Source organism: Cryobacterium arcticum (genome assembly GCF_001679725.1).
Taxonomy (GTDB): domain Bacteria; phylum Actinomycetota; class Actinomycetes; order Actinomycetales; family Microbacteriaceae; genus Cryobacterium; species Cryobacterium arcticum_A.
This window is the reverse complement of record NZ_CP016282.1, coordinates 1,126,461-1,142,382: the sequence shown is the minus strand read 5'-3', so window position 1 is coordinate 1,142,382 and position 15,922 is coordinate 1,126,461. Positions and strand designations below refer to the sequence as shown.

Here is a 15,922-nt window from a genome sequence, read left to right as displayed (position 1 = left end):
TCAGTTCCTCACCCGGGGGTCGAGTGCTGCGTAGAGAATTTCGGACAGGGTCGAGGAGAACAGCACGAGCACCGCCAGGAACAGGGTGGAACCGGCGACGGCGTTGATGTCGCTCTGGGTGATGGCCTGCAGGGTGAACTCGCCCATGCCGTGGAAGGAGAAGACGATCTCGAGCATGATCGAGCCCGAGACCAGGGTGCCGAAGCTGTAGGCGAAGAACGTCGACATCGGGATGAGCGCCACGCGCACGCCGTGCCGCACGAGCGCCGAGTTGCGTGAGCGGCCCTTCGAGCGTGCGGTGCGGATGTAGTCGGATGCCAGCACGTCCAGCATCACGCTGCGCTGGTAGCGGGAGTAGCTGGCGGCTCCGGTGAGCACCAGGGCGATGGTGGGCAGCAGCAGGTGCACACCCCGGTCGACCAGCAGGTCCCACCAGGATCCGGTGAGCCCGGCCGAGTACGAGCCGGTGAACGTGATGAGTTGCTGGCCCACGGCGCCGTTCAGCACCGTGGCGCCGATCATGAGCAGCACGCCGATCACGAAGGTGGGGGTGGCGAAGACCAGGTACGACCCGTACGTCACGGCCTGGTCGCTCAGCGAGTACTGCTTGACCGCGCCCCACACGCCGAGCACCACGCCGAGGATCGCGCCGAGGATGGACCCGAGCAGGAGCAGCTGCAGGCTGACCCCGGAGCGGGTGACGATCTCGGCGACGACGGACCGGCCGCCGACGGTCTCACCGAGGGAGCCCTGGGTGACGAGCGTCACGATCCAGTGCCACAGTCGCTCGAGGACTGGCACGTCGGGGTTCACACCCAGACCGTTCAGGATGTTTTCGACGACCTGGGAGCTGGGCTGCGGATTGCGGCCGTAGTACTTAGCCGCCGGGTCGAGCGCGAGGCTGGCGATCACATAGGCGAGGCAGGTCGCGATGGCGGAGAGGATGAAGTAATTGACGAAACGACGCAGGGTGTAGAAAACCATGGAGGTGCGACGCTGGTGTCAGAAGCCGGACACGGAAAAAAGGCTGGTGCGAATCACAATGTTCCCCTCAGCTCCCCCCAGGAGAAGCACAGTGCAGACCAGAGCGCCGATGCTCCGCAGGTGTTGAAGAGAGCCTAGGCGTGCGTTCAGGGCGAATTCGCAGCAAACGCGGTTTTTGCACGAAATTGCCGCGTTTCGGTGGATTGAGCATGAAATCTTCGTGAACACAGACGGTATCCGCCGTGCCCACCGGCTGAGTACGGCTAACCGGCGAAGAGGACCTGGCGCAGGGCGGCGACGATCATCGCTGCACTGAGGCCCACCGTCATCCAGTGCGGCTTCCGGCTGAGGCGAGCCGCAACCCCGGAATCCGCAGCCGGGAGCGCCGCGTCGGCGTACTGGGCCCGGTGCGCCTCGATCACGCGGTGGGCCGCCGTGCCGCCCGGCTCCCGGCTCCCGCGCATTGCGGCCGGCCGGCCGCGCCGATCAGCCGTCGCGGCCGCGCCCTCCGGTCGCGCAGCGGTGGGTGCGCCCCAGCACCGGATGCGCCGCCCGTCCACGGTCTCCACGGCCACCAGGAAGCGAGTGGTCACGTCCGCGACCAACGCCCACGGAACCTCGTAGGTCACGAGCTGGTTGACCACCGTGATGCCGTCGGCGTGCAGGCGGATGCCCGGCCGGAGGAAGACCTCCACGGCCAGACACGTGACGAGCACCAGGGCGGGCAACGCGAGAACGGCCACGTCCCACCGGCCGCGCAGGAGCGCATCCGCCAGCAGCACGGCGACCAGGGCCAGGAGGGCGAAGCCCACCCCGACGGGCATCCGGGCGCGGAGGACGACCCCCTGGCGAGGCGTCGGCGCTCTGCGGTTCACGGTCGTTCCCCTCCCTCACGACGACTGCCCCCCGGCCGGAGCCGAGGGGCAGTGCTGACCAATCGGGCCTAGCGGCCGAACTGGAAGTTGCCGCCGGGGATGGCGGCGAGCAGTTCCTGCGTGTAGGCCTGCTGCGGGCTGTCGAAGACATCGTCGGTGGACGCTGCCTCCACGATGCGGCCCTTCTGCATGACACACACGTTGTCGGCTACCAGACGCACCACAGCGAGGTCGTGCGTGATGAACAGGTAGGTCAGGCCGAGTTCGGTCTGCAGTTCGGTGAGCAGGTTCAGCACCTGGCCCTGCACGAGCACGTCGAGAGCCGACACGGCCTCGTCGAGCACGAGCACGTCGGGCTTGAGCGCGAGGGCCCGCGCGATGGCGATGCGCTGGCGCTGGCCACCGGACAGCTCTCCCGGGTAGCGGAAGCGCGACGCCCACGGCAGCGACACCTGCTCCAGGAGCTCCTTGACGCGAGCCTGACGTTCCTTGCTCGTGCCCACCCCGTGTGCCAGAAGCGGCTCGGCGATGGTGTTGCCCACGTTGTACTGCGGGTCGAGGGAACCGTACGGGTCCTGGAAGACCGGCTGCACGCGGCGGCGGAACTTGAGCAGCTCCTTGCCCTTGAGGCCGGCGACATCCTGGCCGTCGAACTCGATCGCGCCGCTGGTGATGCTCTCCAGCTGCAGGATGAGCTTGGCCACGGTGGACTTGCCCGAGCCGGACTCGCCCACGAGAGCCGTGGTGGTGCCCTTCTGGATACCGAAGGAGACCCCGTCGACGGCACGGAGCTCGTCGGTGCGCAGGCCCTTCTTGCGGATCCGGTACACCTTGGAGATGTCCTTGACCGAGATGAGGTCCTTGACCGGGGCCGCGTGCTCCCGTTCGGCCGCACGGGCGACGAGGGCGTCGTCGAGCGAGCCGCCGCCGAAGATCTCGGCGTCGTCGGTACCGGCGTGCTTGGCCGACTGGATGCGGCGGGACGCCAGGCTCGGCGCCGCGGACACCAGTCGCTGCGTGTACGGGTGCTGCGGGTTGGCGAGGATCTCCTGGGACGGGCCGGACTCGACGACCTTGCCCTTGTACATCACCACGAGCTGCTCTGCGCGCTCGGCGGCGAGGCCGAGGTCGTGCGTGATGAACAGAACGCTGGTGCCGTAGTCGCGCGTGAGGGTGCCGAGGTGATCGAGGATCTGCCGCTGCACGGTCACGTCCAGAGCCGAGGTGGGCTCGTCGGCGATGAGCAGCTTCGGGCGGGCGGACAGGCCGATACCGATCAGGACTCGCTGGCGCATGCCGCCGGAGAACTGGTGCGGGTACTGCTTGAGACGATCCGCGGCGTCGCTGAGGCCGGCTTCCTGCAGCACCTGGATGGTGCGGGCGCGGGCCTCCTTGCCCTGGGCGAGGCCGTTGGCCTTGATGGCCTCCTCCACCTGGAAGCCGATGTTCCACACGGGGTTGAGGTTGGACATCGGGTCCTGGGGCACGTAGCCGATCAGGTTTCCGCGCACCGCCTGGATGTCCTTGGCGTTCAGCTTGGTGAGGTCGCGGCCCTCGAAGAGCACCTGGCCGCCGGTCACCTTTCCCGCTCCGGGGAGCAGGTCGATGATCGCCTGGGCGGTCGTGGTCTTGCCCGAACCGGACTCCCCCACGATGGCCAGGGTCTGGCCGGCGTACAGGGTCAGGTCGACGCCGCGGACGGCGGGGACGAGACCGCGCTGGGTCTGGAAGCCGACCTCGAGGTCACGGATCTGCAGCAGCGGCTGCTCGTCCTTGCCGACGTTCTCGGGGGTGGTGTCAAGAAGTGTCTGGCTCATCGAGTGGCCCTCGCCGTCGGGTCAAGCGCGTCGCGCAGGATGTCGCCGAGCATCAGGAACGCGAGAACCGTGATGGACAGGGCGGCCGCCGGGTACAGGAGCACCTGCGGGCTGGTGACAATGGAGGTCTGCGCGGTGCCGATGTCGTTACCCCACGACATGACACTCGGCGGCAGTCCGATACCCAGGAACGACAGCGTCGCCTCGGCGACGATGAACGTGCCCAGCGACACTGTGGCGATGACGATGACCGGGGCGATCGCGTTCGGGATGACGTGACGCAGCAGGATGCGGAACTTCGACACCCCGAGGGCAGTGGAGGCCATCACGTAGTCGGAGTTCGACGCCGACAGGACCGCACCGCGCATGATGCGGGCGATCTGGGGCCAGGCGAAGATCGACAGCACGAACGCCACAGTGACAGGGGTGGCTGCGGGAAGCACCGACATCAGGACGATTGCGCCGAGCACGGTGGGGATGGCGAAGAAGATGTCGCCGATGCGCGAGACGACGGCGTCGAGCCAGCCACCGTAGTAACCCGCGAGGGCGCCCACGATGATGCCGAAGAGCGTCACGATGCTGGCGGCGAGCAGGCCGACGGTGACCGAGGCCTGGGTTCCCCAGATGGTGCGCGAGTAGACGTCGCAGCCCTGGCGATTGAACCCGAACGGGTGACCGGCAGTCGGGTCGCCGTTGCTGTTGTTCAGATCGCAGGCGCGCGGGTCGACCTGGGTGAAGATCGTGGGGAACAGGGCGACGATCACGATCAGGAGGATCAGCACTGCTGAGATCCAGAAGGTGGGACGGCGACGCATCGACTCCCAGGCATCCGCCCAGGTGCTGCGTGCCTTCTCGTTCTCGTCGAGGCGGTCGACTGCGGCTACCGGGGTGTCTTCCAGTGCCGCGACGAAATGGGCCTGGCCAGGCTTATTTTGCATAACGAATCCTTGGGTCCAGAGCTGCGTACAGCAGGTCGACGAGCAGGTTGGCCACCACGAAGATGACAACCATGACCGCGATGAATGACACAACGGTCGTGCTCTCGCCGAGCTTGATGGCCTTGAAGACCGTGCCGCCGACTCCGTTGATGTTGAAGATTCCCTCGGTCACGATCGCGCCGACCATGAGCGAACCGAGGTCCACGCCCAGGAAGGTCACAACGGGAACGAGCGAGTTGCGCAGCACGTGCACGGTCACGACCCGGCGGCGGGACAAGCCCTTGGCCGTTGCGGTGCGAACAAAATCAGCATTGAGATTGTCGGCGACGCTGGCCCTGGTGAGGCGCACGATGTAGGCGAACGAGACGGATGCGAGCACGATGGCCGGCAGGACGAGCTCGCCCCACGGGGCGTCGCCGCTGACCGTGGTGCGGAACCAGCCGAGTTGCACGCCGAAGACCAGCCTGAACACGAAGCCGATCACGAAGGTCGGCACGCTGATCAGCAGCAGGCTCACGACGAGGGCGCTGGCGTCGAACAGCTTGCCCTTGCGGAGGCCCGCGATGAGGCCGACGAGGATTCCGAAGAACGCCTCGAACGCGAGGGCCAGCATGGCCAGGCGGAAGGTGATGGGGAAGGCCCGACCCATGACGTCCGCGACAGCGCGGCCGGAATACGTCGTGCCGAGGTCACCCTGGAAGAAGTTGCCGATGTACAGCAGGTACTGCACGATGAACGGCTTGTCCAGGTTGTATTGGGCCCGGATCTGCTCGATCACGCCCGGCGCAGGTGGCCGGTCGCCGTACAGTGCGGCGATGGGATCTCCAGGAAGAGAGAAGACCATGAAGTAGATCAGGAATGTTGCCCCGAAGAAGACGGGGATCATTTGGAGGATGCGCCTGCCTGTGTACCACAGCATCAGGTGAGCTCCGTAAATCTTTTATACATGAGGGTCGCAATCACTGAATGAGTCTAGTCAGTGCAATGTCCGGGGCTTGACGCCCCGGACATTGCACTGCGGTGTGAACTAGGAATTAACCCTTGGTGATCTGGTAGTACAGCGGAACGGAGTCCCAGCCGAAGACAACGTCATTGACGCTCTCGGACCAGACGCCCACGACGTTGGAGTACCACAGCGGGATGGTCGGGAGGTCCTTGAGCAGGACTTCCTGAGCTTCCTGGTACTTCTTCGTTGCGTCTTCGACGTTGGACGCCGCGGCACCCTCCTTGAGCAGGGCGTCGAACTCGGGGCTGCTGTAGTCCTCGTAGTTCGAGCCGGCACCGGTCTGGTACAGCGGGGCGAGGAAGTTGTACAGCGACGGGTAGTCGGCCTGCCATCCGGCGCGCGTGCCACCGGTCAGCTTGTCGTTCGAGCGGTCATCGAGCGCCGCGGCGAAGGTCGGGTACGGCTTGCCGACGGCGTTGATGCCGAGGGTGTTCTTGATGCTGTTGGTCACAGCGTCGACCCAGGCCTGGTGGCCACCGTCGGAGTTGTAGGCGATGTTGAACTCGGTGTCGCCGTAGGGAGCGATCGCGTCGGCTTCCTTCCACAGCTTCACGGCTTCGTCCGGGTTGTACTCGAGGACATCGGCACCCTTGAGGGCGTCGGAGTAGCCGTCGATGACGGGGGACGTGAAGTCAGTGGCCGGCGTGCGGGTGCCCTGGAAGATGACATCCGTGATCTGCGCGCGGTCGATCGACATCGAGATGGCTGCACGACGCAGCTTGCCCTCGTCGCCGCTCCAGTGCTCGAGGTAGTAAGGCATGTTGAAGCCCTGGAAGATGGCTGCCGGCTGGTTGACCGAACGGTCACCGAACTCGTCAGCGAAGGTCTCGAATGCGGAGTCGGGAACTGCGTCCAGCACGTCGAGGTTGCCGCCCTGCACGTCCGCGTACGCGGCGTCCTGGGTGGCGTAGAAGATGATGTCCAGGCCGCCGTTGACGGGCTTGCGAACACCCGCGTAGTCGGGGTTGGTGATCAGGCTGATCTTTTCCTCGTGGACCCATGCGCCTTCTTCGGCCAGCATGTACGGGCCGTTGCCGATCGGGTTCTCACCGAATGCGGCCATGTCGTCGAATGCGACGCTCGGCAGCGGCATGAAGGCCGTGTAGCCGAGGCGCAGCGGCCAGTCGGCCTCAGGGGAGGACAGTTCGACCGTGAAGGTGGTGTCGTCGACGACCTTGAGGCCGGTCAGTTCGGAGTCGGCCGTGGGGTTGTAGCCCGCGATGTCGTCGAAGAAGTAGGAGGCACCCTGGGCGTTGCTGGCGAGCGCGCCGTAGTTCCAGGCGTCCACGAAGGACGAGGAGGTGACTGCTTCACCGTTGGTGAAGGTCCAGCCGTCGTTGAGCGTGACGGTCCAGTTGGTGGCGTCGTCGGACTCGATCGACTTGGCGACCTCGTTCTCGGTCGAGCCGTCACCCTTGTAGGAGACCAGCCCGGCGAAGATCGACGTGGCGATCTTGCCGCCGCCGGTCTCGGTGGTGTTGGTCGGGATCAGCGGGTTCTGCGGCTCGCTGCCGTTCGTGCTGATGATCGCGGACGAGTCGCCGGTCGATGCGGCCGGTTCGTCGTTCGAGGTCGCGCAACCGGTGAGCGCCAGGGCGCTCACCGAAATCAGCGCGAGGGCGCTCAGGCCCATACGGGATCTCTTCAAAATTCCTCCTGTGCAAAGGTGGGCGCCACTGAAGGTTCGTGACCCTAGCGGCGCGTAGTTACCAAAACCCTAGGTTTGTCTGGGTCCCGGTGCAAAACGTGGCGGTAAACGTTACACAGGAGTAACCAAAGACGCACGATTCTTGCGCAGAGATCAAATTATGCGTCTTTTTCTGCGAATCCCACGAGGATCTCTCACGATGCTTGGGACCAAGGTCCCGCGGGCATGTGCAAGCGGTTTCAACCGGCCGACGGGCCCACGATTCCGGCCCGGTATCCGCCGCTGGGGATAAGAGGCGCAAAATAGAGGGATGCCGAGCATCCCGCGTGACCCACCCGCCACCCTGATCTTCGACGGTGACTGCGGCTTCTGCACCACCGCTGTGCTCTGGCTGCAGCGCACACTCCCCCGGGTCCCGGCGACGGCACCCTTCCAATGGACCGACCTGTCCCGATATGGATTGGACGAGGCTCAGGCTCGCTCCAGGGTCTGGTTCGTCACCGGCGGGCGCCGGTACGGCGGGGCCGCCGCGGTCGCAGCGATCCTGCGCGGGCAACCGATTCGTGCGTTGCGGGTGCTGGGCACGCTGGCCACTCTGCCGCCGTGGTCCTGGGCCGCCGAGGCGGGATATCGCGTCGTCGCCCGCTACCGGTACCGGCTCCCGGGCGGCACCCCGGCGTGCCGGCTGCCGAGCGCATCGTGAGCGCCACTCCGCCGGGCCCCGCCCCGCTGGACCCGGCGAGCTCGGGCGCCACTCCCCCGCAACCCGCGACCTCGAGCGCCGTCGCACCGCTGTCGCGGGTGCGGCTGCGGCTGCGCTGGGAGATCGTCATCGTGCTGGGGTTGTCGCTCGGCGCATCCGCCGTGTACTCGATCGTCTCGATCATCGCCAGGCTCACCGAGGAGGTGGCGCTGGGCGATCAGTCCGCCACCATCAACGGGTCCCAATCCACCCGGGAATGGCTCGACTTCACCTATCAGTTCCTCGGCATCGTCTTCGCCCTGTTCCCCGTGGCGCTGGTGCTCTACCTGCTCTGGCAGCCCGGACAGAGCGCATTCCGGCGGCTCGGGGTCGACTTCACCGAACCGCGCCGTGATCTCCTGCGCGGCGGCGGGCTGCTGCTGCTCATCGGCATCCCGGGGCTCGGCCTGTACCTGGCCGGCCGCGCGCTGGGCTTCACCGTGGCGGTGGTGCCGTCGTCGCTGGACACCTTCTGGTGGACCATCCCGATCCTGGTGTTCTCGGCGCTCCGCAGCGCGCTGAGCGAGGAACTCATCGTGGTGGGCTACCTGTTCACCCGGCTGCGCGAGCTGGGCTGGAACACCTGGACCATCATCGTCTCGGCGGCGCTGTTACGCGGCAGCTATCACCTCTACCAGGGCATCGGGCCGTTCGTGGGCAACGCCCTGATGGGTGTGGTCTTCGGCTGGTGCTATCTGCGCTGGGGGCGGGTGATGCCCCTGGTGATCGCGCACTGGGTGCTCGACATCCTCTCGTTCGTCGGCTACCCCCTCGCGGTGCTCTGGTGGCCCGCCCTGCTCACCCCCACGACGTAAGCCGCCCCGCTGGTCGACCTGGCGAAGGCCCCCACACGCGGGTCGACCTAGCGAACGCCCCCTCACGCTGGTCGAGCCTGTCGAGACCCCGCAAGCCAATTTCGTGACCGCCCCCACACGCTGGTCGAGCCTGTCGAGACCCCGCGAGCCAATCTCGAGACGACGGCAGCGCAGTAAAGTCCCGGTCACCAGGTCTCGACAAGCTCGACCGACGAAGCGGTCCAGCCCGAGGACAGCCGGCGGTCGACCGAGAACGACCGACGGCCGATCTCGGACACGCCCCCACACGCTGGTCGAGCCTGTCGAGACCCCGCGAGCCGATCCCGTGACCACGGCAGCGCAGTAAAGTCCCGGTCACCAGAACTCGACAAGCTCGACCGACGAAGCGGTCACGACCCCGCGCACGTCACCAGGTCTCGACAAGCTCGACCGCCGAGACGGTCCAACTCGAGGACAGCCGGCGGTCGACCGAGAACGACCGACGGCCTATCTCGGCCACGCCCCCACACGCTGGTCGAGCCTGTCGAGACCCCGCGAGCCGATCTCGAGACCGCGGCAGCGCAGTGAAGTCCCGGTCACCAGGTCTCGACAAGCTCGACCGACGAAGCGGTCCAACTCGAGGACAGCCAGCGGTCGACCGAGAACGACCGACGGCCGATCTCGGACACGCCCCCACACGCTGGTCGAGCCTGTCGAGACCCCGCAAGCCGATCTCGAGACGACAGCAGCGCAGTAAAGTCACGGTCACCAGGTCTCGACAAGCTCGACCGACGAAGCGGGCCCGACACAACCGCACGTCACCAGGTTTACTTCGACAGGCTCAGCGCGGCGACGACAAGCTCGACCAGCGATCGGGCGCGACCCGAAAGCTGGCGCCTTCTACTCGAAGGCCTCGGGCGGCGGGCAGGCGCAGACCAGGTTGCGGTCGCCGTAGGCGTTGTCGATGCGGCGCACCGGCGCCCAGTACTTGTTGCGGATGAGCGTGCGCACGGGGTACACGGCCGTCTCGCGGTCGTACGGGTGGGTCCACTCCCCCTCGATGACGCTCTGGGCGGTGTGCGGCGCATTGTGCAGCGGGTTGTCGTCGGCCGGCCAGGTGCCGGCGGCCACGGCATCCGCCTCGGCCTTGATGCCGATCATGGCTTCGATGAACCGGTCGATCTCGCCGAGGTCTTCGCTCTCGGTGGGTTCGACCATGAGGGTTCCCGCCACCGGGAAGCTCATGGTGGGCGCGTGGAAGCCATAGTCGACCAGGCGCTTGGCCACGTCGTCGACGGTGACCCCGGTGGCCGCGGTGAGCGGGCGGAGGTCGAGGATGCACTCGTGCGCGACGAGGCCGTTGTCGCCGGCGTAAAGCACCGGATAGTGGTCGCTGAGCTGTTTGGCCACGTAGTTGGCCGCGAGCACGGCCGCGCCGGTGGCCTGCTTGAGACCATCGGCGCCCATCATGCGAACGTACGCCCAGGAGATGGGCAGGATGCTCGGGCTGCCGTAGGGCGCGGCCGAGACCGGGCCACCGCCGTGCACGACGGTCTCGGCGCCGGTGGCGCCGAGCAGGTAGTGCTCGTCGTCCTGCGCGAGCGGGTGCCCGGGCAGGAACGGGGCGAGGTGCGCCTTGGCCGCGACCGGACCCACGCCGGGGCCGCCGCCGCCGTGCGGGATGCAGAAGGTCTTGTGCAGGTTGAGGTGCGACACGTCGCCGCCGAAGTCGCCGAACCGGGCGAAGCCGAGCAGCGCGTTGAGGTTGGCGCCGTCGACGTAGACCTGGCCGCCGGCGTCGTGCACGGCGGCGCAGATCGCGCCGACCTCGTGCTCGTACACCCCGTGGGTGGACGGGTAGGTGATCATCAGCGCGGCCAGGTTGCCGGCGTGCTCAGCGATCTTGGCGCGCAGGTCGTCGAGGTCGACGTTGCCGAGCTCGTCGCAGGCGACGACCACAACACGCATGCCGGCCAGCACCGCGGATGCCGCGTTGGTGCCGTGCGCGCTGGACGGGATCAGGCAAACCGTGCGGTCCACGTCGCCGTTGGCGAGGTGGAACCCGCGGATGGCCAGGAGCCCGGCGAGTTCGCCCTGGCTGCCGGCGTTGGGCTGCAGCGACACCGAGTCGTAGCCGGTGACATCCGTCAGCCAGGTTTCGAGCTGGCGGATGAGTTCGAGGTAGCCCTCGACGTCGGCTCGCGGTGCGAACGGGTGCAGCCCGCCGAACTCGGGCCAGGTGACAGCCTCCATCTCGGTGGCGGCGTTGAGCTTCATGGTGCAGGAGCCCAACGGGATCATTCCGCGGTCCAGCGCGTAGTCGTAGTCGGCGAGGCGCTTGAGGTAGCGCATCATGCTGGTCTCGGAGCGGTGCGTGTTGAAGACGGCGTGGGTGAGGTACTCGCTCGTGCGGGTCAGGTCGTCGGGCAGGCCGCGCTCGATCGCGTCGAGGTCGACGTGGCCGAAGGCGTCACGTCCGCCGAAGAAGCCGACGACGGCGGTGAGGTCGGCCGCGGTGGTGGTCTCGTCGACCGAGATGCCGATGGTCGTCACGTCCACCTGGTGCAGGTTGTACCCGGCGGCGGCGGCCTGGGCGACGATCTCGGCGGCACCGGCAGGCACGGACACCCGCACGGTGTCGAAGAAGGTGTCGTTGATCACGTCGACGTCGAGGGCGCGCAGGGCCGCGACGAGGGAGCCGGCGCGGTCGTGCACCTCGGTGGCGATCGCCTTGAGTCCATCGGGGCCGTGGTAGACCGCGTACATGCCGGCCATGACGGCCAGCAGCACCTGGGCCGTGCAGATGTTGGAGGTGGCCTTGTCGCGGCGGATGTGCTGCTCCCGCACCTGCAGCGACAGGCGGTAGGCGGGATGGCCGGCGGCGTCGACACTCACACCCACGAGGCGGCCGGGCATCTGGCGCTCCAGCCCCTTGCGCACGGCCAAGTAGCCGGCGTGCGGTCCACCGAAGCCCATCGGCACGCCGAAGCGCTGGCTGGTGCCCACGGCCACGTCGGCGCCGAGTTCGCCGGGCGAGGTGATCAGGGCGAGGGCGAGCAGGTCCGCGGCCACCACGGCCAGGGCCTTGTTCTCGTGCGCGAGCGCGATCACGGCGCCGGGGTTCCAGATGCGGCCGGATGCTCCGGGGTACTGCACGAAGATGCCGAAGTAGTCGCCGAGGTCCGCCGCGGTGGTGCTCTCGTCCAGGGGCAGCACGGCCAGTTCAATGCCGAGCGCGTGCGCGCGGTTGCCCAGCAGCGCGTGGGTCTGGGGCAGCGCATCCGCGTCGACGATGAAGCGGTTCGACGGTGACTTCGACGCCCGGCGGGCCAGCAGCATGCCCTCGACGACCGAGGTGGACTCGTCGAGCATCGACCCGTTGGCGGTGGCCATGCCCGTGAGGTCGGCGACCATGGTCTGGAAGTTGATGATCGCCTCGAGGCGGCCCTGGCTGATCTCCGGCTGGTACGGCGTGTACGCGGTGTACCAGCTCGGGTTCTCCAGCACGTTGCGCTTGATCACGGCGGGCGTGATCGTGTCGTAGTAGCCGAGCCCGATCATCGAGCGCTTGACCGTGTTCTTGTCGGCCAGCGCCCTTAGTTCCTGGATGGCCTCACGCTCGGTCGCGGCCGGTGGCAAGGTGCTGTCGCCCGCCTCGCGGAACTGTTCGACCTGGATTGTCGCGGGAACGGCGGCGTTCACGAGCGATTCGACGCTGGTGTGGCCGAGGACGGCCAGCATGTGGGACTGAGCGTCGGCATCCGTGCCGATGTGACGCTGGGTGAAGGGCTGCGACATGTGGGGGAAGGCTCTTTCCGGGGTCTGATTCGGTCGTGCGAGGTGAGGCGGGTGGCTGGGGACTGGCGGGCTGTTACTCGCCGATGATGGCGGAGTACTCGGCGTAGCTGAGCAGCGCAGGCAGGCTCTCGAAGGTGACCTTGATGAGCCAGCCCTCGCCGAGCGGGTCGCTGTTGACGAGTTCGGGGCTGGCGACCACGGCGTCGTTGACCTCGGCGACGGTGCCGTCGATGGGGGCGAAGAGCTCGCCGACCGACTTGGTCGACTCGATCTCACCGACGACGGTGCCGGAGGCGACGGAGCTGCCGACCTCGGGCAGCTCCACGAAGACCACGTCACCGAGCTTGTCGGCGGCGTAGGCGGTGATGCCGACGGTGGCGGTGTCGCCGTTGACGAGCACCCATTCGTGCTCTGCGGTGTACTGGAGTTCGGTCTTGTCGGCCATGGGGGTTCCTCTCAAAGGGTGATCACGGGGGTGGATCAGTGCTGTGTATCGGTGGTGCTGATCGGTTGTGGGGTGAAGCGCGGGACGCCGGGTGAACGGATGCCCGGGGCGGGCACGCCGCCGTTCTGCGCTACTTGGCGCGCTTGTAGAAGGGCAGCGCGATGACGGTGGCCGGGGCGCGGGTGCCGCGCACGTCGATGAACACCTCGGTGTCGAGGCGGGCCAGCGGCGGCGCGACGTACGCCATGGCGATCGGGTAGCCGAGGGTGGGCGAGAGTGCTCCGCTGGTGATGACGCCTTCGGGTTCGGTGGCGTCGATGCTGCGGAAGATCTCGTAGCCGGCGCGGCCGGCGCGCTTGCCGGCCGAGACCAGGCCGACGAGCACGTGCGCCTCGCCGGACGGGCCCTCTTCGCTGGCGGTGCGGCCGACGAAGTCGGTGGGCTTGGCCAGGTTGACCACGCGGCCGAGCCCGGCCTGGGCGGGGTAGGTGGAGGTGGTCAGCTCGTGGCCGTAGAGCGGCATCCCGGCTTCGAGCCGCAGGGTGTCGCGGCTGGCGAGCCCGGCCGGAACCAGCCCGTGCGGGGCGCCGGCGACAACGAGGGCGTCCCAGAGGGCGAGGGCATCCGCATTGGGCAGGTAGAGCTCGAAACCGTCTTCGCCCGTGTAGCCAGTGCGGGCCACGAGCACCGGAGCGCCATTGAAGCCGGCGGTGATCGCGCGGTAGTAGCGGAGCCCGGTGAGGTCTCCGTCGACGCTGAGCCCAGCGGTGGCCTGCACGATCGCGAGGGCGTTGGGGCCCTGCACGGCGATGAGCGCAGTGTCGCCGCTCTCGTCGGTGACGGTCACGTCGAACCGGGCGGACCGGGTGGTGAGGGCCTCGAGGGCCTGGTCGTGGTTGCCGGCGTTGGCGACGACGAGGAACTCGGTCTCCCCGGTGCGGTAGACGACGAGGTCGTCGATGATGCCGCCGCGGGAGTTCAGCAGCAGGCTGTACTTGGCCTGCATCAGGTCGATGACCGACAGTTGCCCGGCCAGCGCGTGGTCGAGGAACTCGCCGGCCTGCGGGCCGCTGACCCGGATCTCGGCCATGTGCGAGAGGTCGAAGAGGCCTGCCGCCTTGCGTACGGCGTGGTGTTCGGCGAGATCGCTGGAGTAGCGCACGGGCATCTGCCAGCCGGCGAAGTCGGTGAAGCTGGCGCCGGCGGCCACGTGGGCGGCGTGCAGCGGCGAGAACCGTTCGGTCGCGGCGGCGTCCGTGGCGGTGCTGGTCGAGTCGGTGCTGGTCTGGTCTGGGCTGGCCGAGGTCATGAGTTCTCCGGTTCATCGCCGGGCGCGTGCCCGGTGAGGTGCTCCGGGGCTCGTTCGAACCCCGGTGGGAACTCCCCCTCTGTCGTCAGGCCTGAGAGCTTCGCCGGGCGCGTGTGCGCTCCCGGCTTTCACCATGGGCGGGATGTGGCCCGTGCCGCCGGAGCCCGCAGAAGCGAGACCCGGACGCGCTGTGCACATCCGCTTTTCAGAGTGGCCCGTTCGATGCGGTACGAGTACCTGAGAGATTGTCGGGGAGGATTGCTCCTTCGGTGTTCGCTCGTCTTCTGACGTCGAACTCTCCCGCATCGATCGTGTGGCCCAGTATTCAGTTGGTTTCTACTGCTGTGCAGTCTAACCGACCACCCTCCCCATAGACCTATGGGTTCCCACGCCCCGCCCCAGAGTTAACGCCCCCGTAACCTCCCCCGCCCTCCGAACCCTCTCCCTCCGGCGAACTGTGACTCAAGCACCGAAAACTTCCGGGCGGGTTACAGGTGCAACTTGAAACCCAAGTGGGTAGGTGCGAAACCTAGGCGTTCGTAGAAGCGGTGTGCGTCGATGCGGGATTCGTCCGAAGTCAGTTGCACGAGTCGGCATCCGTGGGTACGGCCGAACTCGACGGCCCACTCAATCATCGCGCTGCCCAGGCCGTTGCCGCGCAGGCCGGAGCTCACCCGGACCGCCTCAACCTGCAGCCGGGTGGAGCCGGCCCGGGCGAGGCCGGGCAGCAGGGACAACTGCTGGGTAGCCACCACCCCGCCGGCCGGGTCGACCACGACCACGAGGTGGTGATCCGGCGAGGTGTCGATGGCCGTGAACGCCGCCAGGTAGGGCGCCAGATCCTCCGTGGACTCCTCGGCGGCTCGCAGGTGATCGTCGGCCAGCAGGCCGACGATGGCGGCCACGTCCCCGGCGAGCGCCGGTCGCAGGGTGAACGGGCCGCCGGGCAGGTGGAAGAGAGCGTCAGTCATCCCTCCAGCATGCCAGCGCGCGACGGCGTCTGGACGGCGGCCCGCGCTGGTGCGAGATCACCGACCGGTCGACCGACCGGATGCCCGCCGGCCCCTGAGCCGGGCACAATGGATCGATGCAGATCGCCGCCATCACCCCAGCCGACTTCGAGTCCGTCATCGCGCTCTGGGAGACCACCGGGCTCACCCGCCCATGGAATCCGCCGGCCGCCGACCTGCAACGAGCGCTCGGCACCGACTCCGCCACGGTTCTGGGCGTGTTCGCCGATACCGAGAACGCAGGCACCGAGAACGCAGGCACCGAGATCACGGCAATCGAGCGCCAGGGCAACACACTCCTCGGCACCGTGATGGTGGGCCACGACGGCCATCGCGGCTGGATCTACTACCTCGCCGTTGCCCCCTCCGAGCAGGGCACGGGCCTGGGCCGGATGCTGATGGACGCGGCCGAGGCCTGGCTCGTCGACCACGGCGCCGTGAAGGTTCAGCTCATGGTGCGGCAGACCAATGTGGCCGTCACCGGGTTCTACGACCGGCTCGGCTACGCGGACGCCGACGTGCGCGTGCTCGCCAAGCGGCTCGACTGAGCGGCCCC

General features: G+C 67.7%; 13 protein-coding genes and 1 riboswitch. Of the genes, 3 read left to right on the top strand and 10 right to left on the bottom strand.

The genetic code is table 11. The features are described 5' to 3' along the window. The 6 genes from PA27867_RS05095 to PA27867_RS05070 form a co-directional block, all read right to left on the bottom strand. Window positions 1-984 carry an ABC transporter permease gene (locus tag PA27867_RS05095; protein WP_066594103.1) on the bottom strand — a complete coding sequence of 328 codons (984 nt, stop codon included), beginning with the start codon at window positions 982-984 and terminating at the stop codon, window positions 1-3. Window positions 985-1,247: 263 nt separating this feature from the next. Next, window positions 1,248-1,859, bottom strand: coding sequence for a PH domain-containing protein (locus PA27867_RS20545; protein WP_157109128.1), 612 nt, complete (start codon window positions 1,857-1,859; stop codon window positions 1,248-1,250). 68 nt (window positions 1,860-1,927) lie between these two features. After that, complete coding sequence (locus PA27867_RS05085; protein ID WP_066594095.1) at window positions 1,928-3,676, bottom strand: dipeptide ABC transporter ATP-binding protein; 1,749 nt, start codon at window positions 3,674-3,676, stop codon at window positions 1,928-1,930. Continuing rightward, on the bottom strand, window positions 3,673-4,614 hold the full coding sequence (locus PA27867_RS05080; RefSeq protein WP_066594094.1) for an ABC transporter permease: 942 nt from the start codon (window positions 4,612-4,614) through the stop codon (window positions 3,673-3,675). Before PA27867_RS05080 ends, PA27867_RS05085 begins: the two co-directional genes overlap by 4 nt. Beyond that, on the bottom strand, window positions 4,604-5,533 hold the full coding sequence (locus tag PA27867_RS05075; protein ID WP_066594093.1) for an ABC transporter permease: 930 nt from the start codon (window positions 5,531-5,533) through the stop codon (window positions 4,604-4,606). The genes PA27867_RS05080 and PA27867_RS05075 overlap by 11 nt, the downstream gene beginning before the upstream one ends. Before the next feature lie 115 nt (window positions 5,534-5,648). Beyond that, window positions 5,649-7,268 carry a peptide ABC transporter substrate-binding protein gene (locus tag PA27867_RS05070; RefSeq protein ID WP_084020708.1) on the bottom strand — a complete coding sequence of 540 codons (1,620 nt, stop codon included), beginning with the start codon at window positions 7,266-7,268 and terminating at the stop codon, window positions 5,649-5,651. A 310-nt stretch (window positions 7,269-7,578) separates the two neighbouring features. Here PA27867_RS05070 and PA27867_RS05065 point away from each other — a divergent pair, with 310 nt between their 5' ends. Beyond that, a complete protein-coding gene (locus tag PA27867_RS05065; protein WP_066594089.1) occupies window positions 7,579-7,971 on the top strand; it encodes a thiol-disulfide oxidoreductase DCC family protein in 393 nt (130 codons plus the stop codon). A gap of 26 nt (window positions 7,972-7,997) precedes the next feature. After that, window positions 7,998-8,825: a CPBP family intramembrane glutamic endopeptidase gene (locus tag PA27867_RS05060; RefSeq protein ID WP_157109328.1), complete on the top strand. Its 828-nt coding sequence runs from the start codon at window positions 7,998-8,000 to the stop codon at window positions 8,823-8,825. A gap of 879 nt (window positions 8,826-9,704) precedes the next feature. Here PA27867_RS05060 and gcvP read toward each other — a convergent pair. The 4 genes from gcvP to PA27867_RS05040 all read right to left on the bottom strand — a co-directional run bounded on the left by gcvP (window position 9,705) and on the right by PA27867_RS05040 (window position 15,327). Next, a complete protein-coding gene (gcvP, locus tag PA27867_RS05055) occupies window positions 9,705-12,602 on the bottom strand; it encodes an aminomethyl-transferring glycine dehydrogenase (RefSeq protein ID WP_066594087.1) in 2,898 nt (965 codons plus the stop codon). Window positions 12,603-12,675: 73 nt separating this feature from the next. Further along, window positions 12,676-13,047, bottom strand: a complete 372-nt coding sequence (gene gcvH, locus PA27867_RS05050) for a glycine cleavage system protein GcvH (RefSeq protein ID WP_066594085.1) — start codon at window positions 13,045-13,047, stop codon at window positions 12,676-12,678. Between the two features lie 130 nt (window positions 13,048-13,177). Continuing rightward, window positions 13,178-14,356 (bottom strand): glycine cleavage system aminomethyltransferase GcvT, encoded by a 1,179-nt coding sequence (gene gcvT / locus PA27867_RS05045; protein ID WP_066594083.1) that lies wholly within the window; start codon window positions 14,354-14,356, stop codon window positions 13,178-13,180. A gap of 215 nt (window positions 14,357-14,571) precedes the next feature. Beyond that, a riboswitch (glycine riboswitch) is annotated at window positions 14,572-14,669 on the bottom strand. A 175-nt stretch (window positions 14,670-14,844) separates the two neighbouring features. Further along, window positions 14,845-15,327, bottom strand: a complete 483-nt coding sequence (locus PA27867_RS05040; RefSeq protein ID WP_066594081.1) for a GNAT family N-acetyltransferase — start codon at window positions 15,325-15,327, stop codon at window positions 14,845-14,847. 116 nt (window positions 15,328-15,443) lie between these two features. On the opposite strand from PA27867_RS05040, the gene PA27867_RS05035 reads away from it, so the two are divergent. Then, entirely contained in the window at window positions 15,444-15,914 is a 471-nt protein-coding gene (locus PA27867_RS05035) for a GNAT family N-acetyltransferase (protein ID WP_066594074.1), read from the top strand. The last annotated feature ends 8 nt before the right edge of the window (window positions 15,915-15,922 follow it).

Coding starts and splice junctions, on each gene's coding strand:
- PA27867_RS05095 (WP_066594103.1), bottom strand. CDS start 984: ATGGTTTTCTACACCCTGCGTCGTTTCGTCAATTACTTCATCCTCTCC.
- PA27867_RS05085 (WP_066594095.1), bottom strand. CDS start 3,676: ATGAGCCAGACACTTCTTGACACCACCCCCGAGAACGTCGGCAAGGAC.
- PA27867_RS05080 (WP_066594094.1), bottom strand. CDS start 4,614: ATGCAAAATAAGCCTGGCCAGGCCCATTTCGTCGCGGCACTGGAAGAC.
- PA27867_RS05075 (WP_066594093.1), bottom strand. CDS start 5,533: ATGCTGTGGTACACAGGCAGGCGCATCCTCCAAATGATCCCCGTCTTC.
- PA27867_RS05065 (WP_066594089.1), top strand. CDS start 7,579: ATGCCGAGCATCCCGCGTGACCCACCCGCCACCCTGATCTTCGACGGT.
- gcvP (WP_066594087.1), bottom strand. CDS start 12,602: ATGTCGCAGCCCTTCACCCAGCGTCACATCGGCACGGATGCCGACGCT.
- gcvH (WP_066594085.1), bottom strand. CDS start 13,047: ATGGCCGACAAGACCGAACTCCAGTACACCGCAGAGCACGAATGGGTG.
- gcvT (WP_066594083.1), bottom strand. CDS start 14,356: ATGACCTCGGCCAGCCCAGACCAGACCAGCACCGACTCGACCAGCACC.
- PA27867_RS05040 (WP_066594081.1), bottom strand. CDS start 15,327: ATGACTGACGCTCTCTTCCACCTGCCCGGCGGCCCGTTCACCCTGCGA.
- PA27867_RS05035 (WP_066594074.1), top strand. CDS start 15,444: ATGCAGATCGCCGCCATCACCCCAGCCGACTTCGAGTCCGTCATCGCG.